Origin of the sequence: Williamsia soli (assembly GCF_017377795.1) — a bacterium.
Classification (GTDB): domain Bacteria; phylum Actinomycetota; class Actinomycetes; order Mycobacteriales; family Mycobacteriaceae; genus Williamsia; species Williamsia soli.
Genome location: NZ_JAFRDR010000001.1, coordinates 365049 through 389633 on the forward strand (window position 1 = coordinate 365049; position 24585 = coordinate 389633).

The following is a 24585-nucleotide window of genomic DNA, read 5'->3' on the forward strand; positions in this document are numbered from 1 at the left end:
GCCGCACCCGACCATCCATTGATACGCGGTGTGTCGACGGACTCGATGACTGTCGAGAAGGACGTCCGTATCCCGACATCCGACGGAAAGTACGTGCTCTGTGACGTATTTCGTCCTCGTACCGCCGGCACCTATCCCGTCTTGCTCAACAGTGGCCCGTACGGCAAGGACATTCCGTTCGACATCCAGTGGCCGTACGAGTACGAACGATCGGCACAACAGAGCGAGTACATGACCATCGAGACAGTTGAACCCGAGGTATGGGTGGCTGATGGATACGCTGTAGTGCGTATCGACCAAGCCGGTACCGGTAAGTCTCCCGGTGTCATCGACGTGTGGTCACCTCGGGATACGGGTTACTACTATGACGCAATCGAATGGGCGGCATCTCAGCCATGGTCAACTGGAAAGATCGGCCTTATCGGTGTGTCCTATTATTCGGCCACACAGTTCGCGGTCGCTGCCCGACGTCCTCCTCATCTGGCTGCGATAATCCCGTGGGAGGTAGGCCCCGACCTGTATCGCGATTTAGTCCGCAATGGCGGGATCCTCGACAACGGGTTCATGGACTTCTGGTTCGAATTTTGGGTCTTGTCCAACCAGCACGGACTCGGCTCCACGCCGAATGAGGAACTCCAGGACATGTTCGTGGATTTTCGCGAGCTCATCCGTTCTCACGAATTCTTTGATGACTTCTGGGCTGAACGCGTCGACGACCTCTCCAAGGTTGAGGTACCCATGTTCACCGCCGCAAACTGGGCCGGTACGGGGTTGTCCCTCCGCAGCCATTTCAGCGCATTCAATGAGTCCAGTTCCACCCACAAATGGCTCCGAGTCCACACCGGCGGACACATCGAACCTTTCTACAGCCTCGAGGCGCTGGCAGAGCAGAAACGGTTTTTCGACCACTTCCTCCGCGGGGTCAACAATGGCCAGCTTGATGTACCGCCAGTTCATCTCGCAATCCGAACGGGTTCGGAAGTTTCCTGGCGATACGAGAACGAGTGGCCGCTCAGTCGAACAGATTGGACTCCAATGCATCTCGACGCCGCTGACGCTCCTACTTTGCGCGACAGCCAGCCAGATTCCGAAGGGAAGGCTCAATTCAGCGCAGAGCCAGACGACGCGATGTGGGCGCCTGTCACGTCGTACAACGATGTATTGACGACAACGAGCGGCGCGAACCAGAACATCAGTCGCTCCTTTCTGTCAGCTCCTATCGACAACGATATGGAGGTGACCGGCCCGGTCGCCCTATCGCTGAGAGTGTCTTGTTCGGCCGGAGACACGGATCTGTTTGTCGTGATCCGTGACATCGATCCAAGCGGCAACGAGGTCGTTGTGGACGGTGTCGACAACCCGAAAACGCCGGTGACCTTCGGCTGGCTGCGGTTGTCGCACCGCGAGCTGGACCCAGAACGCTCGACGGTGGGAAGGCCGGTGCTGCGACATGATGCACCCGCCGTAGTCGAACCTGACGAAATCGTCGACGTGCAGATCGAAGTGGGTCCGACAAGCTGGGTCTTCCAGGCCGGACACCGGATCTGCATAGAGATCGGCTCTCGTGATCTCCCCGGCGCCTTCCCGTTCCTGCACAACGACAAAATCGATCGGCGCACAGGCGGCGAGGTCACTATCTACACCGGGCCAGGCACCAACTCGACCTTGTTGCTTCCGGTCATACCTGTGACCGGAGCGTAGCAACTGTCGGCGCACTCGACGTATCTCGCTCGACGAGCCCTGCGGCGGCCCGCGGCCAGCCCGAACCGCGGTCCTAGGTCCACCAGCATCATCTCAATCAAACTACAGTTCAAATCAGTGAACGGAGACACCGATGTCATCCAATGATCAATCCGGCGCATCCAAGGTTGAAATCAAGTTCAAGCAGGGCAATCCTCTGAGTGACACTACCTACCCTGGTCTCAATCATCATGTGACTGTCGAGAATTCGATGCGCATCGAACGGGATATCCCCGTACCTATGCGCGACGGGACGGTGCTGCGCATCGATGTTTTCCGTCCAGATGGGGTGAAGGAAAATCTGCCCACCATCATGTCGTGGAATCCGTACGGCAAACACGGCGAAGTTCCTTGGTCCACGCCTCTGTTTCAGCAATTCAACCTCGGGTTCGACACTTCCAAGTTGTCGAAGTACACAGCGTTTGAATTCCCCGACCCGGAGTGGTGGTGTGCACACGGTTATGCCGTCGTCTTCGCTGACCAGCGAGGAGTCTGGGGATCAGAAGGTGATGCTACCTACTGGACGCAGCAAGAAGCTCTCGATGGTCACGACACCATCGAGTGGCTGGCCGCTCAATCCTGGAGTAACGGAAAAGTCGGTCTCGCAGGATGTTCTAACCTCGCATGGACGCAGTGGTACATCGCTGCCTCTCGACCGCCGCATCTTGCAGCGATCAACCCGTGGGAGGGTGTAAGCGACTTTTATCGAGAGTTTGTATTCCATGGCGGCATTCCAGAGACCAATTTCTCTGTTGGTGTGTGGCACCACAACGCCAGCTTCTCTGACGGCCTAGTCGAAGACATCCCCACCATGGCCGCGGATCACCCGCTGCTCGATGAGTATTGGGAATCGAAGGGGGCAACCCTCGAGGATATCGAGGTGCCAGCGTTCGTGGTCGCAAGCTGGTCGGATCACGGCCTTCACACACGCGGATCTCTCGAAGGCTTCAAGAAGATTTCGTCGAATCAGAAGTGGCTGCTCGTCCACGGTGGGAAGAAGTGGGCCGCACAGTACGCCGACGAAAACTTGCAGCGCCAACTCGCCTTCTTCGACAAATTCGTGAAGGGAGTTCAAACGACGGACGTGGACGACTGGCCGCCCGTCGTCATCGAGGTCCGTGACAGCTTGAAGGACGGCGGAACCTTCCGGACGGAGAATGAATGGCCGCTGAAACGAACTCAGTTTCAGCAGCTTCACCTCGGACCCACCGGCAACCTTCTCCCCGAACCGAGCCCGGAAGGCCAGACTGTTTCTTACGACAGTGCCGATGGCAGCGCAGTCTTCGATCTGGAGTTCTCGCATGACACCGAGATCACGGGAAATATGGCTCTCAAGCTGTGGTTCGAAGCGCCCGACTCCGACGATGCCGACCTCTTCGTTGCTATTGAAAAACTTGATGCATCGGGCGCAGAGGTGCCGTTCCACTACTACTCCGTTCAGGAGGACGGACACGTTGCGTTGGGCTGGTTGCGAGCTTCGCACCGTGAACTGGACCTGTCCAGGTCGACACCTGAGCAACCGGTCCACACTCACTCCAACCTGCAGCCTCTTCCCGCTGGCGAACCCACCCTGCTCGACATCGAGATTCTTGCCTCCAGCACACGGTTCTCCGCGGGCGAAACGCTCCGCGTGTTGATTCAAGGACGAGACGTGAACACCTACCCGCCAATGACACCGACGCTTGCTCACAACGATTCGGTCAACAAGGGGCGCCACGTGATCCACGTCGGCGAGGACCACGACAGCTATCTCCTTGTTCCTGTGGTTCCGTCTTGACGGGAGTCCGCGTGTGTCAGGCCGGGCTCACCCGGTAGGTCAGACACCTCTGAAATCGAGGAAACCGCAGCCACCAAGAGGCACGCACGTAAACCAACGCACAGGACGTCAGTCCTACTTCTCATTTACGAGCGTCTCATCTGAGATCTGTTTTTTTGGAGTGCTTTTCACCTACACAGGGACCATCGCACCGCCGCATTCAGAGAAAAGCAGCCGAACGCCCAAAGGAAGATCCCGGCCGCGACATCCGGTCCTTGATGGTCAACCCTGTGCTCGCAGTAGCAGTGCAACAGATCTAACTCCACGCCCAAACCGACTAAGGCATACAGACCGGAACACTAGAGAGGCATCAATGACGAACAACAGCAAACTCAATTTCAACGGACGTGTCGCGATTGTCACCGGGGCAGGATCCGGAATGGGTCGCGAGCACGCAATCACCTTGGCATCGAGGGGTGCCAGAGTCATTGTTAATGATATCGCACCGAAATCCGCGGCCGAAACTGTACGAGCGATCACGGACGCTGGTGGTACGGCCGCGGCGGACACCAATGACGTCGTCACCGGTGCTTCGAAACTGGTTCGCACAGCCATCGATCACTATGGCCGCCTCGACATTGTCATCAACAACGCCGGTATCGTCGAATTCGGATGCTTCTGGGAGACGGACAGCAAGGAGTGGTGGAGGATCTTCGATACGCACCTCAGAGGCACCGTGGAGATATCGCGACACGCGATGCCTTACCTCATCGAATCCGGTAGCGGCCGACTCATCAATACCTCATCGCATGGCTTGCTGGGTTCGTCGAACGGATCGGCGTACAACACTGCCAAGGCAGCAATCTGGGGGTTCGGTAACAGCATGGCCGAAGAGGCGGGCGCCGTCGGAGTGCAGGTCACAACGGTGATGCCATCTGCCTGGACACCGATGACCGAGCGGGCGTTCGACAACCCGACAATCGCGAAGGTGCTGCGGGATCATCTTCCAGCCGACGCGGTTGCCGCGTTCGTCACCTGGCTGGCGCATCAGGACACCACCGTGCATGGTGAGACCTTTCAGGTCGCCGGGATTTCCGCTGTCAGAACCGCGTTCGGTGTGATGCCCCGGGTCCGGGTCGAAAGTGCCACCCCCGAGGATTGGGCGCGAAACACCGACATCCTTATGCGAGACGCGGAACTCACACCGCTGCGCAGCGCGGGTGAATCTTTCCGCGCCGAAGTCGTTTCCTTTGACCCGTCCCTGGACGACGAACTGCCCAAGGCTGTGACACCAAAGTAGGTCGGGTCGAGGGGTTCGGCAGCCGCTGTTGTATCCCTATCGGGGACTTCGCACATAGTTTCGAAGCGCAAAGAGCGCCCCGATCGCCATTTCTCAGGACGAAGTCATCTGGGCGGACACAGCTCGAAGTTGACGAGCTCTCGGTTCCGTCGTCTGATGAGCAACCGACCACAGCAACTTGCTGCACGTCCTGCCGGCGATCCATACCCATTAGCGCAGTTGAGTCGGCTACCCCCGGATCAACTCAGCTCGAAAGCGGAAGCGCAGCAAGTGAGGTCGTCGCGATCACTGTCAACTCAGGACGGCCGACACCGGCTGTGGCGAGCACTTCCATCCCACGTGTGACGGCCACGAAGTAGGCGGCGAGGGCATGCGCGTCGGCGCAGGCATCGATCTCACCGCTGTCCTGGGCGTCGATGATGCACTGGCAGTAGATTGCTTCGAGTCGGGTGAATCCGCCGAGGGCTGACGAGGCTACGTCGGAGTCCCGGTATCCGAGTTCGACGGTGGCCTTGGTGATGAGCGAGTCCTGGCGATTGTCCTGTGTCAGAGCGAAGGCGACCTTGAGCATCTGGGCCTTGATCCGTTCGAGCGGGGTGGAGTCGGGTCCGGACAGAGCCTCGTCCACAGCGGCAACAGCATCGCTGGCACTTGCCGAGAGAGCTCTGAGGAATAGTTCACGTTTGCCGCCGAAGGTGTTGTACAGGCTCTGTTTTCCGAGCCCGGTCGCCTTGATCAGGTCATCCATGGTCGTTCCGGCGTAACCGTTCTGTGCGAACACCTCGCCGGCTGATGCGATGACCTGATCTTCGCTGAACTTCCTGGGTCTTGCCACGGCTTCACACTACGTGGTTATTGACTATCTGGTCCATAAGTGTATTTTGGACCGTGTCGTCAAAAACTCGAGACAGGAGCTGACATGGGACAGATGGATTCCCGCACCGCGCTGGTGACCGGAGGGACCTCAGGTATCGGCCGCGCGATCACCACCAGGCTGATCAGCGAAGGAGCGCACGTTGTCGTCACCGGGCGCCGCGAATCAGAACTCGATGCGCTCGCCGCCGATTTCGGGGACAGGGTGAGCCCGATACGCAGCGACGTCTCCGATCTTGATGACCTCGACCGGGTGTACGCGGCGATCGCTGATCGGAGAAGTGGCCTCGACCTCCTCGTCGCCAATGCCGGCGGAGGCACGTTCGCGGCGTTGGCCGATCTCGAACCCGATGCCTTCGACCGGACGTTCGGCATCAATGTCCGGGGGACGGTCTTCACTGTTCAAAAGGCTCTGCCGCTGCTGAATCCCGGGGCATCGATCGTGGTCACCGGGTCGTCGTCGGCGGCCCGGGCGACCGCATCGTTCGGTGTCTATTCGGCGAGCAAGGCCGCGATCCGCCAGTTCAGCAGAGTCTGGGCGGTCGAACTCGCCGAGCGAGGTATCCGGGTCAACACGATCACGCCGGGCCCCACCGAAACACCCGGGCTCGCCGGCCTGGCCTCCGACCCCGATGAGTCCCGCGCCTTGCTCGAACGGGAGGCAAGCCGGGTCCCGCTCGGTCGGCTCGGACAGCCATCGGAGATCGCGGACGCGGTCTTGTTCCTGTCGTCGCCCCAGGCGAGTTTCATCACCGGCAGCGAGCTGTTCGTCGATGGCGGCGAATCGCAGGTCTGACATGGCGGCCGGTGGCAACGAGAGTAAGTGGTCAACGGTGTCCGGACCGGGAAGTCAGCGTCGGAGCCATCGAAAGACCACCTCGTGGTAAGTCCCCATACCGACTGAGTAGTGCTACTCATCCGATTGGCTGCCTATGCGGCGACGATCGATGCATGACCGAACAGAATCAAGCCGTCATCAGCCGGCTTTCCGCCGAGTTCAACTCTTTGTCGAGTCAGTTTGCTCGTGTGTCGGGCGATCTGACCGAATTGCACACCGTGCTGGCCGCGCTCGAAGCGCCGGCGACGGATCCCGAAGTCCCCGAGCAGGAAGCAGCGGAGGAGCAAGCCGCGGCTACCGAGGAGTCGATCCAGTCACAGGCTGAACCCCAGCCCCGAGTTGAACCCCAGCCCCGGTCTGAACCTCAGCCCCAGCCCCGGCCGGCTACGCAGTACGGACCCCATGCCGGTCCGCAGGGTCCTGCGTCGCCGTGGAGCCACAGCGCTCCCGATCCCCGCGCATACATGGGCCGGCCTGCGATCGGTGGGCCGCAACGCGCGCCGTACCCCTCCTGGATGCAGCCGACGGCCGCCGGCCGACAGGCTGCCCCGGGACGGCCCGTCGGTCCGTACGCGCCGGGTGCGCGCCCGTTGCTGCCACCGCCGCCCGGTTCGGGCGGCAGGCGACCGGCCGGACCACCTCCGCCCGCGAAACCGTCCCTCTGGCAGCGGATGACCGCCGATCCAGGCGGTGGCCTGATCGGGAAGATCCTCGCGGTCGCCGGTGTGGCCGTGACGCTGATCGGTGTTGTGATGATGCTGGTGCTCGCCGCTCAGGCGGGCGTCCTACGTCCTGAGATCAGGGTCGCTGCGGGCGCCGTCTTGGCCGCGGTCCTGGTGGTCGTCGCGGTCCGGATGGCTGATCGCCCCGGTGGCCGGGTAGGTGCGATCGCGTTGTCCGCCACGGGTATCGCAGCCGCGTACTTCGATGTCGTCGCCGTCACGCGGTTCTATGACTGGCTCCCGGATTACGGCGGCCTCGTCCTGGCCGGACTGGTCACCTTCGGTGGCCTACTGCTGGCCCGCCGTTGGGACTCGCAACATCTCGGCCTGCTGGTCTTGATCCCCGTCTTCATCCTCGCTCCGGTTCTCACCGAAGGCCCGTCGCTGCTGCTGGTCGGGTTCATGCTGGCCATGGCCATCGGCTCGTTCCCGGTGCAACTGGGCAAAGACTGGGTATTCCTGCACGCCGCCCGGGTCACCGCCAGTACCGCGACCCTGCTCGCCTGGATCTTCGCCAGCGCCTGGGACTCGGAATCGCACGTTGCCCTGGCGACGATTGCCATCGTGGGCAACGCGGTCTTCGGTGTCGCCGGCTCGGTCGTCCTGGTACGCAACACATCACTGCCGCACCTGACCGCCCTGCTCGGCTGCGCCACAATCGTTCCCGTGGTGTTCTCACCGATCACCCTGGACCGCTGGGTGTCGGCGGCGATCATCGGCGGCGTCGCCGCACTACTGCTCGCAGTCGTGGTTCTCGACCGCACGCTGCCGACCGTGCCCCGCCGGATCTATGCGGCAACCGCGGCCGTCACCGCGGTGATCGCCGCAGGCGTCGCGTTCGAGGGACCGGTCCTGGCGCCGGTGCTGCTCGCGATGTCCATCGTGATCGCGGTGGCCGGGCGATCCGATCTCGTGGCCCGGGTCATCGCAGCCCTGATCGGAATGTTCGGCGGCATCGGTTTTCTCGCGATCTCGCCCCCGAACCAACTGACCGTGCCGACCGAGATCGAAACACCCGTCGCGGCATCGATCGTGGTCGGCAGTGTGCTCGCGGTCGCCGCGATCTGGCTGAATCTCTGGGCGTGGTACCGGGCTGCAACAACTCCGCCGTCGGCTCAGAACGTCCAGGGCTTCGGGATCCTCGCCGCTCTCGCGTCGCTCTACGCGGTGACGTCGCTGACGGTGACCGCCGGGGTCGCGATCGGCGGCACCGAGGGTGGTTTCCTCGGCGGGCACATGGCCGCGACCATCTGCTGGATGGGTGGCGCCGCGACCCTGCTGGTCATCTCGATCTCCATCGCCAAAGGCCACAAGCGATTTGGTGGCATCGGTCGCAACGTCGCGGTGGGCGCCGGACTTGGATTGACCGCGGCAGCCGTGGCCAAGCTCTTCCTGTTCGACCTCGCGACACTCGACGGCATCTTCCGGGTCGCGGTGTTCATCGTCGTCGGTCTGATCCTGCTGGCCGTCGGGGCGGGCTATGCCCGGGCATTGGGCAACACTGCCGCAACCGGCAACGCCTCCTGACCCCGGGAGTTCGCGCCATCTGCCTGCATACGCGCCAGTTGCACCTGGCGCGTATGCACGTAGGTGGCGCGAACTTTCAGGGATGGCGTGAGGCGAAGGCGCGCAGGAAGGTTTCGTAGCCGGCGTCGACTGCCCGGGTGAAGGATTCGTCGTCGATGGCGACCGTGCCCAGACGGCTCATCTCGGGAAGCTCGGCGCTGATCAGCGCCAGGAACTGGCGCGCGGTCAAGTCGGGATCGGCCACGTCGAGCCGTCCGGTCTCACCCAGGCGGGCGAACTTGTCGGCCAACATCGCCAGGATCGGCCCGGCCGCGTTGTCGAGCACGTACTGGTAGACCTCGGGGTCGCGCCCGACAGCGGCATGCAACTGGCGGTTCAATGAGATGGAGCAGTCGCTGCGTTGGCACTCGGCGAGCTGCAATGCGGCGTGGCGCAACACCTCTCGCCACTGCACGCAGTCGGGGTCGATCTCGTGCACGGCCGCTGATGTCCTGGCGTTGATCACCTGCGCGGTGTACGCGACATGGTCGCGGAACAGCTGTTCCTTGCTGCCGAAGTGGTTGTAGATGGTCGGCTTGGACACGCCGGACTTCGCGGCCACCGCGTCGATACTCGTGCGCTCGTAGCCCTCGATATCGAAGATCTCCCCCGCCGCTCGCAAGATGGCCTCACGCTTGTCGGGCCGAAGGCGCCGTCGTGTTGCTTCGCCGCCCGCAACCTGCGTAGATGCCATGTCGAAAGATTCTACCCGCACCGAACCATTGACTACACTATACGGTTCAGTTTAGTTTGGTGCGCATGACGACAGAGGCTCGCGACACGCAACAGAAGAGCATCGAGAAGGCGCCGGCGCTGATCATCATCCTGCTGGGGCTGGCGGCCTTCATGGCGGTGCTCGACGGCACGGCCGTCACCACCCTGCTGGACCGCTTCGGCGAGTCCTTCGACGCGCCCATCACGTCGGTCGTCTGGGTGGTGTCGGGATATTTGCTGGCAGCTGCCCTGGTGCTGCCGATATCCGGTTGGCTTCTGGAGCGGTGGGGTGGGCGGCGAGTGCTCACGGTGGCGCTGGTGCTGTTCGTCGCAGGGTCGGTGCTGACCACCACCGCGTGGTCGGTGGAGAGTCTGATCGCATTCCGGGTGATTCAGGGTTTCGGGGGCGGTCTTCTCGAACCCACCTCGCTGAGTCTCGCGGCCGCAGTCGCGGGAAAGGAGCGGATGGGCAAGGTGATGGGCCTGCTGTCGGTGGTCATCAACTTTGCGCCCATCGCCGGACCGTTGCTCGGCGGGGTGCTGAGCGGGCCCAGCACCTGGTACTGGATCTTCTGGATCAACATCCCGATCGGCGCCGTGATCCTGGTGGGGGCACTGACGTTGCTCCCGAAACAGGAGACTGGGGCAGGGGGAAACGGACGCCCCGACATCAGAGGATTGCTGTTGCTCTCGCCGGGATTCGCCGCGGTGCTGTTCTCGGTTGAGCAGGCGGGCAGCGGATCAGTTTGGCGGATAGCGGTTCCCGCGATCCTCGGCGTCGCACTGTTGGCCGGCTACGTGGTTCACGCGCTGGGCGCTGACAAGCCGGTGATCGATCTGCGGATGATCGCCCGATCGAGGGGTTACGCGGCGAGCCTAGGGGTGATGGCCGCAGTCGGGGTTCTCATGTACTCACAGCTGGTGATGTTGCCCGAGCTCGCGCGCAACGAGTTCGGCCGCAGCGGGGCGATGGGCGGGATCATCGTCGCGTCCCTCGGGGTCGGATTGCTGTTCGGGATGAGCGTATCGGGCGCGGTCAGTGACCGGACCGGACCACGACCGCTCGTCACCGGTGGCGCGTTGCTGACTGCCGGACTGTTCGCCGTGGTCGCGGTCGTCATCGACTCGATTGCCTTGCCCTACTTGATGATCATCTACGTCGGGATAGGTGTCACCTTTGGTGCGGTCGCCTCACCGACGTTCTCCAACGTGTACCGGGTGGTGCCCGCCGACGCGGTACCCCAGGCCACGACGTCGCTGTTCATCACGGTGCAACTGGCCGCGGCGGGCGGCGCGACCCTGATGGGGGTGCTGCTGTCGGGTTCGACCAACTGGACGCTGAACTTCGGGATCCTCGCCGCGGTGGCTGCGGTGGCCGGACTCATCGGCGTGCTGCTCGGCGAAGGCAATCACTCCGGTGTAGCCACTCGTCGATGACAACCATCGCCGGTGAGGATCACTCCTGCGAGTTGTTGTTGTTGTTCCCGCGGCGAAGTAGATCCCGTACGCTGATCTGCTCCTCTGAGGTTCCGCGAGCGCGACGCCGACCACTCGACGAGGTGTCTTGTGGTGCAGGCGCGGGTGTCTCGGGACGCGGTTGCTCTGGCTCGGGCGTCCGCGGCGGGTTGGGACGAGGGGGCTGTTGTTCCGGGTTCAGCGACGCGATCAGCGGTTGTCCGCCGGTGCCTGCCGGACCCAGGTTCGGGCGCCTTCGTAGCGGGCTGCTCAGCTCACCGCCCGCCGAACCAGAGGCGAGGGGACCGCGGCCTGACGGATCCTGTCGTCCTGCCGGCACGCTGCGCGGACCGGTCGGACGGGGCTCGTGGGTACGTCCATCCGGGCCGGAAGAGGGCCGGTTCGACCCGGTCGGCTGAGGACGAGGCGGACGCCCGGGCTGACGCAGGGGTTCGGCGGTGTCCTGACGATGTCCCGGCGTCGTGCCGTTGCCATTCGTGCTGGTGCCGTTCGTGTTGCTGCCGCCGGCTCGGATGACACCGCTTCCGTTGGTCGCCGGAGTGTCCGTGCCGCCCAGGCGGATCCCGCCTGCACCCAAGCTCCAGCCGCCGGTGTCGGGTCGGCCTCTGCGGGCGTTCTCGCGGCTCGGTGTCCGTGGTGCCACCGGGTCGGAGTCCGGCGCGGGGCGACTCGGGGCCCGGCGCACGGAACCGCCCACGGGTGGTTCGCTCGGACGATCGGCCGGTGGTCGTGGCCGAATCGGGTCGGCCTGGCGACTCGCGGGTGGCCGGCCGTTGGTCTGGCCGCCGACCGAGTCCGGACGTAGTGCGCCCATCCGTCCCGTCGGTGCGGCCACCGGGCTCGACTGCCGTGGTGTCGGTCCCGATTCCTGGTGTCCGACTGGGATACCGGCCGGGCGATCAGGAACAGGTCGGGATTGAGGTGCGCTCGGCCGGGGCGGGACCGGACGTGCGATGGGACCGGACGGGCGAGCAGCGCCCACGCCGGCGGGAATTGCCCCGACACCAGCGGGCACGGCCCGGGGGCCGGCAGCAGGCTGGCTGCGCATGGCCGAGGTCGGGGCCTCGGCGACCACGGTGCCCGCGCTGCGCGGCGTCTTGGCTGCAGTCATGACGCGCTTGCCGTCCAGCTCGTCGTCGAGAATCGTCTCTCCGAGGCCGATCTTCTCCTGAATCACCTTCATCCAGTGCGGAGCCCACCAGCAGTCGTCGCCCAGCAGCTTCATGATCGCCGGCACCAGCAACATACGGATGATGGTGGCGTCCAAGATGAGTGCGGCGATCATGCCGTAGGCGATGTACTTCATCATCACGATCTCCGACAGCCCGAAGGCGCCGGTGACCACGACCAGAATAGCCGCGGCGGCCGTGATGATCCGGCCCGTATGGGCCGTGCCCTTGCGGATCGCCTCGGTGGTCGTCGCGCCCTTCTGCCTCTCCTCGACCATGCGGGAGAGCAGGAACACCTCGTAGTCCGTCGAGAGTCCGTAAATGATGGCGATGATCAGCACGAGGACCGCGGACATCAGCGGGCCGGGCGTGAAGTTCGCGATCGATGAACCATGACCATCGATGAAGATCCACGTCAGGATGCCCAGCGTCGAACCGAGTCCGAGTGCGGAGACGAGTGCGGCCTTGATCGGCAGCACCACAGATCCGAACGCGAGGAACATCAGCAGGCTGGTGACCATGATCAGCAAGAAGATCATCAGCGGTAGATCGTCGAGCAGTGCATTGATCGAGTCCTGCGTCAGCGCAGGGGTGCCGGCGACGTACATGTCGAGGCCCTCGGTGTTGATCTGCCGTAGTTCCTTGACCGCCTCGCCCGCGGTGTTTTGATCGATCAGACCTGCGGACATCTGCACGACGTTGTCCGAGGCCTCTGCGCCGTCGAGGGTGAACTCCTTGGTGAAGCCCGGGATCTTGTTCGCTTCGTCGGCGATCGTCTGGAGCTTGGCCGCGTCGTCGCTGCTCTCGGGGTCGTAAGAGATGACGAGCTTGATCTCTTCGGTGCGCTCGGTGGGGAAGTAGGTGTCGAAGTCCTGCTGTGCGACGCGGTTCGGGTTCTGCGGCGGCAGGTACTTCTCGGTGATGCCACCGAACTGGATGCCGGCGAACGGGATGATCAGGGCCAGCAGCAGCAAGACGACCGGGATCGCGGTCTTGAGCGGGTGGCGCATGACCCAGCTCGCGAGCTTGCCCCAGAAACCGTCCTCGACCTCTTTCTTGGTCTTGGTCCGGCGCAGGAACGAAAAGCCCCACATGTCGATCTTGGGTCCGAGGATCGACAGGATCGCGGGCAGCACCGTGATCGAGCAGATGGCGGCCAGCGTCACCGAGGCGATGGCGCCATAGGCCACCGACTTGAGGAAGCCCTGCGGGAAGAGCAGCAGACAGGCCAGCGCGCCGACGATGATGGTTGCCGAGAACACCACGGTCTGTCCCGCGGTCATCACAGTTCGTCGGACGGCACTGCGGGTGTCGTAGCCTTCCGCGAGTTCCTCTCGGAAGCGGCTGACGATGAACAATCCGTAGTCGATGGCGATGCCGAGCCCGATCAGTGTCACCACCGATTGGGCAAAGATGTTGAGTTCGGTCACCTGCGCCAGGATCTTCATGATGCCCAGCGAGCCGGCGATCGTCAGACCACCGATGACCACGGGCAGACAGGCGGCGATCACCCCGCCGAAGATGAAGAACAGCATGATCGCCACCAGCGGCAGGGCGATGATCTCGGCACGCTTGATGTCTTCGTCCATGCCGGCGGACATGGCGCCCGCGACGGGCTGCAGGCCGGCCATCTGGAACTGGGTGCCGGGGAGGTCGTATTTGGTGCTCAGGTCGTCGAAGAACGGTTCGACGATCTTGTAGTTGTTGAGGATCGTGGTGTCGTCGTCGCCCTTGATGCCGATACTGATGAACGCGTGCTCACGGGATTCGTCGAACAGCCTGGCCCTGATCTGATCCTGCGTGGCCTTGTCGAAGTCGTTCTCGGCCGCCTTGAAGGGATCGACGATGCCGGGGTCGGTGCGGTTGACGATGTCGCCGTGCTGGGCGATGAGATCCTCGACAACCGTCTCGACCTTGGCGCCGAAGGCGGGGTCGTCGACCTTGGTCCCCGCGGGCGGGGTGACGAGCATGATGACGTCCGACTTGTGATCGCGCCCGAGGACCTCGTCGGCGAGTTGAGATCCCTCCACCGATTCCGAACCCGGATCGAACCAGCCGGACTGGCTCAGATGCTTGTTCAGGTCGAGCCCGTAGAGGCCCAGGGCGGCCATCAGCGCGACCATCACGCCGATGACCACAAAACGTAGCCGGTACACGAAGTTGCCTATGGCACCAAACACCGCAGCTTCCTTTCCGTACTCGGTACGTCGTCGTTGTCGGGGGCGTCTTCGTCTGGTCGTTCCGGGCTGGAACGACCGTGGTGTGTCACCACCGAGGGTGTTGTCAGTTCTGGCGACCCGACAGCAAGGCGGTGAGCGGCCGGAACGGTGCCAGCCATGCGCCTTCCTCGGGCAGCGAGTCCAGGCTGATCCGTGGCAGCGGCTCACGGAACACACCTGGGATGTCCTCTAGGTCTACAAACTCCAAACTCTCCGACGTCAGTGCCCACGCAGCATGCTCGCGGAAACCGAGCACCTGCACCGGAACACCATCGGCGGCGACATCTTCGAGCAGTTCCCGGAAGGCCTGCCCGTCCGCCGACGCCACGATGAGGCCCGCCAGCCCCACAGTGTGCCTGCGCAACTCGATGTGGTCGAGCATGTCCGAATCCACGTCGCTGTCCTCGTCCACTTTGGGCTTGGCGAAAACAGCGAAACCAACATTACGCAATGCCTCGACCCAGGGACGCACGACTTCGGCCGTACCTGGGGCGATATTGGTGAAAACGGTCGCTTCCGGCACCGGGGACAGCCCCGACTTCGGTCGATTGTCGCCGTCGGCGGTCACCCGTGGCGTGGTGGCCGAGATGTCTGCGGTCCGGGCGAGCAACCAGCGGCCCAGCGCATCGAAGCGGGGGCGATGAGCTGCGGTGGGACGGCCGCCCAGAATGGAGCCGAGGCCCATGTCGAGGTTGGGAGCGTCCCAGATCAGCAGGACCCGGGCTTCCTGGCTGGCGCCCGAGATGGCGTGGGCCACGGAAGTGTCGGGGGTGCGCTGGCCGTCTTCGGCGTAGGACCCGGGACTCATCGGGGCACCCGTGTGAGAACGAACTCAGTGACCGGGCGACCCTCGCGGGCAGCCCGTCCCTCGAACTTGGTGACCGGCCGTGCGATCGAGAACGGGACCGGCTGATCGGTGGCGGTCAGCACGGACTGGCCGTCGATCACCGCGGAGATCGACTCGGCGTAGTCGGCGTGGTCGGTGGCGATGTGCAGTACGCCACCGTCGCGCAGCACGTGGGCGATCTGTATGAGGGTTTCCGGCTGGAGCAGCCGACGCTTGTGATGGCGGGCTTTCGGCCAGGGGTCTGGAAAGAACACCCGGACCCCGGTCAAGGACGCAGGCGCCAGCATGTTCTTGAGCACGATGACGGCGTCACCACGGATGACGCGGATGTTGTCCAGACCGGCGCGCTTGATGGCTCCGAGGAGCTGCGCGATCCCGGGGCGGTAGACGTCCACCGCGATCACGTCGGTGTCGGGCTCGACGGCCGCCATAGCTGCGGTCGAGGTGCCGGTTCCGCAGCCGATCTCGAGAATGAGTGGGGCAGAGCGACCGAACCAAGCGGTCGGGTCCACTTGTTCGGTCTCGCTGACATCCCGGCCGATTCGCGGCCAGAGCTCCTCCCAGTTCTGCTGCTGAGCTTGAGTGAGGCTGCCGCGACGCGACCGAAAACTGGTCACCCGCGGATAGAGGCGGGCCCGCTCACGGCGCTCCGCGTCCCGGTCTGCCGGCGCATCGGTTGCCTCGGAGACGTCGGTCACACCGGAAACGTCGGGAGCCGATACCTCGACGTGGTCCAGTTCCGAGTTCGGGTTCGAACGTGGGCTTGTCACCCGGCCATAGTCCCGCATTACTCACCGATGTGACAGCAGGGGTTTGCCAAACAGCTGCTGATTGTTATCTCGAGGTGATCGGAACCAGATCCCGATCGCGCGCGTCTGAGCTGGTGGAGACGCATTTCCAGGCACCATCGACCAGGCCTGCGCACGGGGAGGGATCAGATGGAACGAACTGTTGTCGGGCTCGGAGATCCGGGATATCTCGACATCGCGGCTCGGCTCGACCAACTGTGTTCCCGCCTGCCCGAGGCAGTCGCACTCCGGCGCACTGTCGATGACCTGCACGGACCGTTGCGGGTGGCGGTCACCGGCCGCCACGGCACCGGCCGAGACACCCTCGCGCGAGCGGTTCGGCGGGTCTTCGACGTGAGCCCGATCGGACCGGGGGACGAGGATGCGGATGCCGACGTCTGGTTGCACGTGCTGGCCGGCTGGCCCCGGCCCGACGATGCGGACGCAGTCTCCCGCCTGGATCCGGAACGGAGTCTGGTGATCCTGGGCAAGGCCGACACCCTGGGCTCGTGGCCTACGGCCCGGGCACGCGCGGGCGAGTGCGCCGATGAACTGGGGAGGGCGGTGGTTGCGTTGATGCCGCTGCTCGCCGTGGCCGACCTCGGCGACCCCGACATGGAGCTGCTGGCTTCTCTCGCATCCGCAGGCGAGACGGTGCCGCCGATGCAGGCGTCGTTTGTCGACGCAGGCGGTCCACCCCAACGGCTCGCCCGAATAGGGCTGCTGCGCACTCTCGATGCCTACGGAATCGCCTGCGTGCTGGCCTTGCTCGCCGATGGACCCATCGACGCGGTGGAGCTGGGGGCACAGCTCATCGCCCGCAGCGGGCTGCCCGCGCTCGGCGAGTTCTTGACCGCCGCGGCGGGTTCGGCCGAGCGGCTGCGGCTGGCCCGGGTCGCGGACCAACTCGAACTCGTCGCCGCGTCGGGCGTTTGTCGCGACGACATCGAGCATTTGCTGACGGGGTCGTTGCTCGGGTCATCGCTGGAGGTGGCGACCCGGTGACCGTCGACGTCCAGGACATGCGTGAGGTGATCGAGCAGGTGGCTGCACTCACCGGGCGGCCTGCCGTAGATCCCGACCCCGTCGACGTGGTGGTTGCAGGGATCGGACGGGTGGGGGTCACTGCGGTGACTTCGGTGCTCGGCACGGCGGGACTGCCGGTTCGGGAGTGGAGGCCGGGTGCAGCCGACCGGACGGCCGTGGCCTTGCTGATCGTCGATCCCTCGTCGGGCATCGGATCAGGTGAACTCGAACTCGTCCAGAGGTTGCAGGCCGACGCTGCTGTCGTTGCACTGGTGTGCAACAAGATCGACGCGTTCTGGGATTGGCCGACGCTGCTGAAGGTCAATCGCGGTCTGCTCGATCCCGACGGCAGATTGCCGATCTTCGCGGTCTCGGCGGCTGCCGCTCTCGCCGGGCACGGGGACGAGTCGGGGTTCGGGGCGCTGGCGGCATGGCTGGGCGAGCAACTCGATCCGGTCGCGCGCTCGGAGCGCCTGGCAACGGTGGCGGCGGAACGAGAACTGGGCGAGCTCATCGACGACCTGGCCTCTCGTGACCGCGCGGATCCGGCAATTCCGATGCTGGCCGAGCGTGCGGCCATCCACGCGGCGCGCGATCGTGGTCGTCCCGACCGGCTTGCGGCCCTTCGGGGCGGCGCCGGGCAGATCCGCAGCGGTGTGCTCGCCGAGGTCGCCGGGTCGGCCCGGGACATCGCCACCGAAGCGGCCGGGAGAGCCGCTGAGCTGCCGCGGTCGGGTATCGAAGACTTCGCCGCCGGTCTTGCCGGTCGCCTGGACCGTCTGCGACACCGAATCCGGTGCAGAACAGCCGACGAGATCGGGGCACTCGAGGCCCGGACGATGCTGGGATTGGAAGACACTGAACCCGCAGGTTTACCTGCGCCGCCGCCGGCGGTGCCGTTGCCGCCGCTACCCACCCAGCGTCGTGGTGCCGAGGATGCGCTGCTGGTGGTGTTCGGGGCATCCGCGGGTCTGGGTCTCGGGCGGCTCATCGTGACCCCGATGACTGCTGTCGACACACTTCAGTGGATCTCGATGCCGCTGACACTGATCCTCGGTGTCGTGATCGCGGCCGGACTGGTCCGGCTGCGCAGGCTATCCGCTCTGCGCACGTCGATGGGCAGCTGGGCGCAGGCAGCGGTCGCCGATGCCCGTATCGGTCTCGAGCAGGAGATCTCCCGCCAGCTGCTCACCGCTGAGTCGGTGATCGGCGGCCGGGTCACCCGGCACTACGAACGGCGCGCACATCTGACCGCCGACCGGGTCGCCGACCTCGATCGCCAGATCCGGGAGTGTCGCCGATCGGCGACGGTCGCGCGGGACAACGACAACACCCGGCTCGCTGCGGCGATCGAGGTCCGTGACCGGATCGATCAGATCCTCACCCGGCTCGGCTGACTTCAGGGCGCTCCCCGGCTGCTCGGCTGTGCCGGTGTGAGAAGTCGATCGGTCGAGATGGAACCCGATGGGCCGCGGGTGCGTCCAATCCAGCGGACGGCACCAACCACGACGCGGGGGAGACCACATGGACAGCGAGTTCCTGGCCGGGCTCGGTGGGGATCCGGCGGATGAGCAGGCTGCATATGTGCAGCACGCGGAGCCCGCGCCGGCAAGCGAGGTCTACGACAATCTGTGGATCGTCGAGAACGATCGCATCTGGGATCTGGGCCCCGCGGATGTGGACACCGATGCTGACGGCATCGCAGATTCGCTCACCCGTCCCGGTCCGGACGGACTCACCGTCTACACCGACAGCGATCGCGACGGACAGGTCGACCTCATCACCGAGGTCCGCAAAGACGGCGGCTTCAGTTCGCAACGACTCGATCCGTCGAGCGGCGAGTGGATCGCTACCGATTCGGGTCGACTCGGGTGAGTCCGCGAGCCATTCCACCCATTTGTGTAGTCAATCTATAGAAACATGTAGATTTGACGACGGCTACGTTTCTTATCACTCCACATGGTGAGATGTGCCCTATTACACGCCCCGATTGACGGGATCGGGGAATGGCGAAGTAACCTGAGAAAAAGACCCCCCACGGAGGGGCTGACCGGCGCAGACGCTCACCGCACAGCGATTTCTGCCCGGGCGGTCACCGGCAGGAGAGATAAACAATGACCTCAGCAACAATTCCCGGTTTGGACCCCGACAATGCGCCGACGTCGCACACCGAGTTGCTGGCGTGGGTTCGCGAGATCGCAGAGCTCACCCAACCTGACCGTGTCGAGTGGTCCGATGGCTCCGACGCCGAGTGGGATCGTCTGACGACGGAACTGGTCGCTGCCGGCACCCTCACGAAACTCAACGAGGAGAAGGCGCCGAACTCTTTCCTGGCGAACTCCGATCCCGCCGACGTCGCACGGGTCGAATCGCGCACCTACATCTGCTCCAAGCGCGAGGTCGACGCAGGTCCGACCAACAACTGGGTCGATCCGACCGAGATGCGCGCGACCATGACCGACCTCTACCGCGGCAGCATGCGTGGCCGCACGATGTACGTCATCCCGTTCTGCATGGGTCCTCTGGGCTCGGACGATCCGAAGCTCGGCGTCGAGATCACCGACTCCGCCTACGTGGTGCTGTCGATGCGGGTCATGACACGAGTCGGCCCCGAGGTCATCGCGGCACTGGGTGAGGACCGGTTCTTCGTCAAGGCGCTGCACTCGTTGGGTGCCCCGCTCGAATCGGGTCAGGACGATGTGCCGTGGCCCTGCAACCCGGACAAATACATCACCCACTTCCCCGAGGATCGCGAGATCTGGTCCTTCGGTTCGGGTTACGGCGGCAACGCCCTGCTCGGCAAGAAGTGCTACTCGCTGCGTATCGCATCGGCGATGGCTCACGACGAGGGCTGGCTGGCCGAGCACATGCTCATCCTCAAGCTCATCAGCCCGGAAGAGAAGGCCTACTACATCGCGGCTGCCTTCCCGAGTGCGTGCGGCAAGACCAACCTGGCGATGATCCAGCCGACCATTCCCGGCTGGCGCGCCGAGACCCTCGGCGACGACATCGCGTGGATGCGGTTCGGCGACGATGGCCGCCTGTACGCCGTGAACCCGGAGTTCGGTTTCTTCGGTGTCGCGCCGGGCACCAACTACAGCTCCAACCCCAACGCCATGAAGACCATGGAGGCGGGCAACACGATCTACACGAACGTCGCCCGCACCGACGACAACAACGTCTGGTGGGAAGGCCTCGAAGGCGACCCCCAGCACCTGATCGACTGGCGCGGCAACGACTGGACGCCCGACTCCGACACCCCGGCAGCGCATCCGAACTCGCGCTACTGCACCCCGATGAGCCAGTGCCCGATCATGGCTCCCGAGTGGGATGACCCCCAGGGCGTACCCATCTCGGCCATCCTGTTCGGCGGACGTCGCAAGACCACCGTGCCGCTGGTCACCGAGGCTCGCAGCTGGCAGCACGGCGTGTTCATGGGTGCCACCGTCGGCTCGGAGCAGACCGCAGCCGCTGAGGGCACCGTCGGCACCATTCGTCGCGACCCCATGGCGATGCTGCCGTTCCTCGGCTACAACGTCGGTGACTACCTCAACCACTGGATCGACCTCGGTAAGAACGCCGACGAGTCGAAACTGCCGAAGGTTTTCTACGTCAACTGGTTCCGCCGCGGCGACGACAAGCGCTTCCTGTGGCCAGGATTCGGCGAGAACAGCCGCGTCCTCAAGTGGATCGTGGAGCGCATCGAGGGCAAGACCGGTGGCATCGACACCCCTGTCGGGATCGTCGCCACCCCGGAGGCCCTCGACCTCGAGGGTCTCGACGTCTCCGAGGCGGACGTCGCCGAAGCTCTCGCAGTCAACACCGACGAGTGGCGCAGCGAGATCCCCTCCATCGAGGAGTGGTTCGACTTCGTCGGCGAGAAGTTGCCGACAGGCATCAAGGACGAGTTCGACGCACTCAAACAACGTCTGTCTGCAGACAAATAACGAACATCAACCACAACGCCGCCGCCGGGTCTCCCGGCGGCGGCGTTGTCGTGTCACCGGCCGCTCACGATCGACCTGGCTGCGCAAATCATCCTGTAGGAGGATTCCCAGGCAGGATGTAAGGGGAAAGATCAGGGTCGTCCCCGATGATTCGGCGGCGGGCTGCCAGTCAGTATTTGAGTCAGCCCTAACCAGGCATCGTGCACCACTGACCGAAAAGTGAGAAAGGCCAGACACATGACCGCCCCACCGACCGCAGTTGCAGCCCGTGCGACCGATTTGAGGAAGATCTACGGCACCGGAGATACCCAAGTGCACGCGCTGGCAGGAGTCTCCGCAGACTTTGTCCGCGGCGAGTTCACCGCCATCATGGGCCCGTCGGGGTCCGGCAAATCCACGCTGATGCATTGCCTGGCCGGCCTGGATACGGCCAGCAGTGGTTCGGTCAGCATCGGGGATACGGATCTGACGAACCTCTCCGACAAGCAGACGACCTTGCTGCGTCGCGATCGCATCGGCTTCGTCTTCCAGTCGTTCAACCTGGTTCCCACGCTCACCGCCAAAGAGAACATCACCCTGCCGCTCGACATCGCGGGCCGCAAGGCGGATCAGCAGTGGTTCGACACCGTGATCGGACGCCTCGGCATCGCCGATCGTCTCGGCCATCGGCCCAGCGAGCTCTCCGGTGGCCAGCAGCAGCGTGTGGCCTGCGCCAGGGCGCTCGTCGGCCAGCCGGAGATCATCTTCGGCGATGAGCCGACCGGCAACCTGGACTCACGTTCCTCCGGGGAGGTCCTGAGCATCCTGCGGGCTGCGGTCAGCGAGTTCGGGCAGACCGTCGTGATCGTCACCCACGACCCTCGTGCGGCCAGCTATGCGGATCGGGTCGTATTCCTCGCGGATGGCCAGATCGTCCAGGAGCTACGCAACCCCGATGCCGACGAGATTTTCGAGTACATGAAGAACCTCGATGAGACACCGTCGAGCGGAGGCTACTCGCAAGCCCCCAGGGAGCTCTGATGGCGTCGAACACCATGCGCAAGGTCTCTCTGAGAAACCTTGCTGCGCACAAGCTCCGGCTTGTGTTGACGGTGTTGTCCGTGGTCTTGGGTACCGCGTTCGTCGCGGGCTCGATTATATTCACCTCGACGGTGTCGACGGCGTTCGACGGCATTTTCAACAATGTCGCGCTGGGTGTCGACACCCAGATCACGCCGAAAGAGTCGAACTCCTCCGGTGTTCCGGACTCGGTGCTCGACCAGCTGGAAGACAACAAGTCCGAACTCGGGATCGCCAAGATCATGCCGTCGTACAGCGGTCCGGCGACGATCGCGAAGGCCGACGGCAAGGCACTGCAGACCGGAGGCGCGCCGAGTGTCGGCAGTGCCTTCCAGCCTCCGGATCAGCGACTTTCGGATACGGAGAGCCGGCTCATCGCAGGCCGGGCACCTGCGGCACCGAACGAGGTTGCGCTGAACGATTCGGCCGCTGACGAAGCCGATCTGAAGCTCGGGTCGACCACGAAGGTGGCGATCAGCCGCGGCATGGGTGCTCCGATGGAGGTGACCATCGTCGGGCTCCTGAACGTTCCAGGCGACACCAGTGGTTTCACCAACGTCCAGTTCCTCGAGTCGACGGCAAAAGACCTGTTCTCCGACGGATCGCATTCGCAAGCCATCGATCTACAAGCTGTGCAGGGAGTGAGCCCCGAGGAGCTCAAGTCCCGGGTCGGCGCCCTGATCGGTGATGGCTACGAACTGCGCACCGGTGATCAGGTCCGACAGGACGAAAAAGACAACATCAACCAGTTCCTCGATGTCTTCAACTACATCCTGCTGGCGTTCGCTGCGATCGGACTGATCGTCGGCACGTTCATCATCTACAACACATTCTCGATGATCGTGGCGCAGCGGGTGCGAGAGTTGGCTCTGCTCAGGGCAATCGGCGCGAGCCGCAAGCAGGTCACGAGGTCTGTGCTGCTCGAGGCATTTGTCGTCGGGTTGATCGGTGCGCTGATCGGACTCGCCGCAGGTATCGGTATTGCGGCGTTGCTGCGGGCCCTGACGTCGTCGACAGGTCTGCCGACGGCGTCGCTGCAGATCGGTGCGACCGCGGTCATCGCCTGTCTCGTGGTCGGTATCGGTGTGACCATGATCAGCGCCTACGCCCCGGCTCGACGTGCGTCGAAGGTGTCGCCGGTCGAGGCGATGCGCGAGAGCGCCACAGACGGGCAGGCGTCACTCAAGGTGCGGACGATCATCGGAATCGTGTTGGCCGTCGTCGCGGTTGCGTTGCTGGCCATCGGCGCGGCGGGCGAGGGCCCAGGCGCGGCAGCCACAGTCGGCGGCGGCGCGCTGGTGATGATCTTCGCGGTGGTGTTCGCGGCGCCTGCGTTGTCGCGGCCGTTCGTCGGTGCGATCGGGTCCGTGCTCGCGCGGCCCTTCGGAAAGATCGGCCAGTTGGCTCGCACCAACGCGGTTCGCAATCCGAGGCGAACGGCTGCAACGGCTTTCGCGTTGACATTGGGCCTCATGCTGGTCGCGGTGATCGGCACGCTCGGTTCGTCGTTCAAAGGAACCATCGACGAGGCGATCGACACGGGTCTGACTGCGAACCTGATCATCTCGGGTTCGCAGGGCAGCGGTTTCTCGCCGTCGGTGAGCGAGTCGGTCGATGGCATCGAGGGTGTCGAATCGGTGGTGTCGTTCGGGGCTGTCCAGGCGCAGGTCGACGGCGACAGCGTATGGGGTTATTCCCCGATCGGTGACATGGAGACGGTGACCCCGTACGAGATGGTCGAAGGCCCTCCCACAGTGGAGCCGGACGGCATGGTCGTGGGAGAGCGTACGTCGAAGGAGAAGGGTTGGAACATCGGTGACACCGTTGAGATGACCAACTTCGACGGCACTGTCGTCCCGGTGACGGTTACCGGCATCTTCAAGGACAACCCGCTCGTCGATCCATGGGCGATCGGCAGTGACGCGTACCAGAAGCTGATCCCCGAGCCTTTGCGGACAGATGTCTTCGCGGCCATCAAGACCGTGCCGGGGGCAAACATCGACCAGATCAGCGATCGCGTCGAGGATGCCACCGCCGACTACCTGACGGTGAAGGTGCAGACGCCGGCAGAGTTCAAGGGCGAGCAGTCATCTCAGATCGATCAGATGCTCAGCGTCCTGTACGCGATGCTCGGACTCGCCTTGGTGATCGCGGTGCTCGGTATCGTGAACACGCTGGCGTTGTCGGTGATCGAGCGCAAGCGGGAGATCGGGATGCTGCGGGCGATCGGTATGGCCCGGGCGCAGGTGAGACGGACGATCTACATCGAGTCGCTACTCATCGCGATCTTCGGTGCCGTCCTGGGCGTGGTGCTCGGTGTCGCGTTCGGCTGGGCGTTGGTCCGGACCCTGCGGTACTGGGGACTGGGCGATCCGGTGTTCCCCTGGGGTCTGATCGTCATCACCCTGGTGGGCGCGGCGATAGTCGGTGTGCTGGCGGCATTGTGGCCGGCATCCCGCGCGGCCAAGACCAAGCCGCTCGAGGCGATCGCCGAGTAGTAGTCTCCGCAGAAGCACACGCTCCGGTCAGAAGCACGCGTTTCAAC

17 protein-coding genes are annotated in these 24585 nt (G+C 64.1%); 12 read left to right on the forward strand and 5 right to left on the reverse strand.

Annotated elements, in window-relative coordinates; genetic code table 11:
* The first annotated feature begins 45 nt into the window (after positions 1 to 45).
* The 3 genes from J3S28_RS01725 to J3S28_RS01735 all read left to right on the forward strand — a co-directional run bounded on the left by J3S28_RS01725 (position 46) and on the right by J3S28_RS01735 (position 4796).
* Positions 46 to 1701, forward strand: coding sequence for a CocE/NonD family hydrolase (locus J3S28_RS01725; RefSeq protein WP_237341016.1), 1656 nt, complete (start codon positions 46 to 48; stop codon positions 1699 to 1701).
* A gap of 133 nt (positions 1702 to 1834) precedes the next feature.
* Positions 1835 to 3517, forward strand: a complete 1683-nt coding sequence (locus J3S28_RS01730) for a CocE/NonD family hydrolase (protein WP_207836623.1) — start codon at positions 1835 to 1837, stop codon at positions 3515 to 3517.
* Positions 3518 to 3677: 160 nt separating this feature from the next.
* Positions 3678 to 4796, forward strand: a complete 1119-nt coding sequence (locus J3S28_RS01735; RefSeq protein WP_207836633.1) for an SDR family NAD(P)-dependent oxidoreductase — start codon at positions 3678 to 3680, stop codon at positions 4794 to 4796.
* A gap of 244 nt (positions 4797 to 5040) precedes the next feature.
* On the opposite strand, the gene J3S28_RS01740 is transcribed toward J3S28_RS01735, so the two are convergent.
* Positions 5041 to 5631: a TetR/AcrR family transcriptional regulator gene (locus tag J3S28_RS01740; protein ID WP_207836636.1), complete on the reverse strand. Its 591-nt coding sequence runs from the start codon at positions 5629 to 5631 to the stop codon at positions 5041 to 5043.
* Between the two features lie 84 nt (positions 5632 to 5715).
* On the opposite strand from J3S28_RS01740, the gene J3S28_RS01745 reads away from it, so the two are divergent.
* Together J3S28_RS01745 and J3S28_RS01750 are read left to right on the forward strand one after the other, a co-directional pair.
* Positions 5716 to 6465 (forward strand): SDR family NAD(P)-dependent oxidoreductase, encoded by a 750-nt coding sequence (locus tag J3S28_RS01745; protein ID WP_207836639.1) that lies wholly within the window; start codon positions 5716 to 5718, stop codon positions 6463 to 6465.
* 155 nt (positions 6466 to 6620) lie between these two features.
* The gene (locus tag J3S28_RS01750; RefSeq protein WP_207836641.1) at positions 6621 to 8756 is read left to right on the forward strand and encodes a DUF2339 domain-containing protein; all 2136 of its coding nucleotides are present in this window, start codon (positions 6621 to 6623) and stop codon (positions 8754 to 8756) included.
* A gap of 76 nt (positions 8757 to 8832) precedes the next feature.
* Here the strand turns inward: J3S28_RS01750 and J3S28_RS01755 are convergent, their stop codons facing one another.
* The gene (locus J3S28_RS01755) at positions 8833 to 9489 is read right to left on the reverse strand and encodes a TetR/AcrR family transcriptional regulator (RefSeq protein ID WP_207836643.1); all 657 of its coding nucleotides are present in this window, start codon (positions 9487 to 9489) and stop codon (positions 8833 to 8835) included.
* Between the two features lie 65 nt (positions 9490 to 9554).
* Between J3S28_RS01755 and J3S28_RS01760 the strand changes: the two genes are divergently transcribed.
* Positions 9555 to 10946, forward strand: coding sequence for an MFS transporter (locus J3S28_RS01760; RefSeq protein ID WP_207836645.1), 1392 nt, complete (start codon positions 9555 to 9557; stop codon positions 10944 to 10946).
* Positions 10947 to 10965: 19 nt separating this feature from the next.
* Here the strand turns inward: J3S28_RS01760 and J3S28_RS01765 are convergent, their stop codons facing one another.
* The 3 genes from J3S28_RS01765 to trmB all read right to left on the reverse strand — a co-directional run bounded on the left by J3S28_RS01765 (position 10966) and on the right by trmB (position 16008).
* Positions 10966 to 14334, reverse strand: coding sequence for an MMPL family transporter (locus J3S28_RS01765; protein ID WP_207836657.1), 3369 nt, complete (start codon positions 14332 to 14334; stop codon positions 10966 to 10968).
* A gap of 103 nt (positions 14335 to 14437) precedes the next feature.
* Positions 14438 to 15181 (reverse strand): NYN domain-containing protein, encoded by a 744-nt coding sequence (locus J3S28_RS01770; RefSeq protein ID WP_237340915.1) that lies wholly within the window; start codon positions 15179 to 15181, stop codon positions 14438 to 14440.
* Complete coding sequence (gene trmB, locus J3S28_RS01775) at positions 15178 to 16008, reverse strand: tRNA (guanosine(46)-N7)-methyltransferase TrmB (RefSeq protein ID WP_207836659.1); 831 nt, start codon at positions 16006 to 16008, stop codon at positions 15178 to 15180. Before trmB ends, J3S28_RS01770 begins: the two co-directional genes overlap by 4 nt.
* Before the next feature lie 150 nt (positions 16009 to 16158).
* Between trmB and J3S28_RS01780 the strand changes: the two genes are divergently transcribed.
* From J3S28_RS01780 to J3S28_RS01805, 6 genes are all read left to right on the forward strand, one after another.
* The gene (locus tag J3S28_RS01780) at positions 16159 to 17013 is read left to right on the forward strand and encodes a hypothetical protein (RefSeq protein ID WP_207836661.1); all 855 of its coding nucleotides are present in this window, start codon (positions 16159 to 16161) and stop codon (positions 17011 to 17013) included.
* Positions 17010 to 18431, forward strand: coding sequence for a hypothetical protein (locus tag J3S28_RS01785; RefSeq protein WP_207836663.1), 1422 nt, complete (start codon positions 17010 to 17012; stop codon positions 18429 to 18431). The genes J3S28_RS01780 and J3S28_RS01785 overlap by 4 nt, the downstream gene beginning before the upstream one ends.
* A gap of 127 nt (positions 18432 to 18558) precedes the next feature.
* On the forward strand, positions 18559 to 18909 hold the full coding sequence (locus tag J3S28_RS01790; RefSeq protein WP_207836664.1) for a DUF6802 family protein: 351 nt from the start codon (positions 18559 to 18561) through the stop codon (positions 18907 to 18909).
* A gap of 239 nt (positions 18910 to 19148) precedes the next feature.
* Complete coding sequence (locus J3S28_RS01795; RefSeq protein WP_207836666.1) at positions 19149 to 20981, forward strand: phosphoenolpyruvate carboxykinase (GTP); 1833 nt, start codon at positions 19149 to 19151, stop codon at positions 20979 to 20981.
* Between the two features lie 237 nt (positions 20982 to 21218).
* The gene (locus J3S28_RS01800) at positions 21219 to 22001 is read left to right on the forward strand and encodes an ABC transporter ATP-binding protein (protein ID WP_207836668.1); all 783 of its coding nucleotides are present in this window, start codon (positions 21219 to 21221) and stop codon (positions 21999 to 22001) included.
* Positions 22001 to 24538, forward strand: coding sequence for an ABC transporter permease (locus J3S28_RS01805; RefSeq protein ID WP_237340916.1), 2538 nt, complete (start codon positions 22001 to 22003; stop codon positions 24536 to 24538). The genes J3S28_RS01800 and J3S28_RS01805 overlap by 1 nt, the downstream gene beginning before the upstream one ends.
* The last annotated feature ends 47 nt before the right edge of the window (positions 24539 to 24585 follow it).

Coding starts and splice junctions, on each gene's coding strand:
- J3S28_RS01790 (WP_207836664.1), top strand. CDS start 18,559: ATGGACAGCGAGTTCCTGGCCGGGCTCGGTGGGGATCCGGCGGATGAG.
- J3S28_RS01805 (WP_237340916.1), top strand. CDS start 22,001: ATGGCGTCGAACACCATGCGCAAGGTCTCTCTGAGAAACCTTGCTGCG.
- J3S28_RS01800 (WP_207836668.1), top strand. CDS start 21,219: ATGACCGCCCCACCGACCGCAGTTGCAGCCCGTGCGACCGATTTGAGG.
- J3S28_RS01770 (WP_237340915.1), bottom strand. CDS start 15,181: ATGAGTCCCGGGTCCTACGCCGAAGACGGCCAGCGCACCCCCGACACT.
- trmB (WP_207836659.1), bottom strand. CDS start 16,008: ATGCGGGACTATGGCCGGGTGACAAGCCCACGTTCGAACCCGAACTCG.
- J3S28_RS01755 (WP_207836643.1), bottom strand. CDS start 9,489: ATGGCATCTACGCAGGTTGCGGGCGGCGAAGCAACACGACGGCGCCTT.
- J3S28_RS01730 (WP_207836623.1), top strand. CDS start 1,835: ATGTCATCCAATGATCAATCCGGCGCATCCAAGGTTGAAATCAAGTTC.
- J3S28_RS01760 (WP_207836645.1), top strand. CDS start 9,555: ATGACGACAGAGGCTCGCGACACGCAACAGAAGAGCATCGAGAAGGCG.
- J3S28_RS01750 (WP_207836641.1), top strand. CDS start 6,621: ATGACCGAACAGAATCAAGCCGTCATCAGCCGGCTTTCCGCCGAGTTC.
- J3S28_RS01795 (WP_207836666.1), top strand. CDS start 19,149: ATGACCTCAGCAACAATTCCCGGTTTGGACCCCGACAATGCGCCGACG.
- J3S28_RS01725 (WP_237341016.1), top strand. CDS start 46: ATGACTGTCGAGAAGGACGTCCGTATCCCGACATCCGACGGAAAGTAC.
- J3S28_RS01745 (WP_207836639.1), top strand. CDS start 5,716: ATGGGACAGATGGATTCCCGCACCGCGCTGGTGACCGGAGGGACCTCA.
- J3S28_RS01780 (WP_207836661.1), top strand. CDS start 16,159: ATGGAACGAACTGTTGTCGGGCTCGGAGATCCGGGATATCTCGACATC.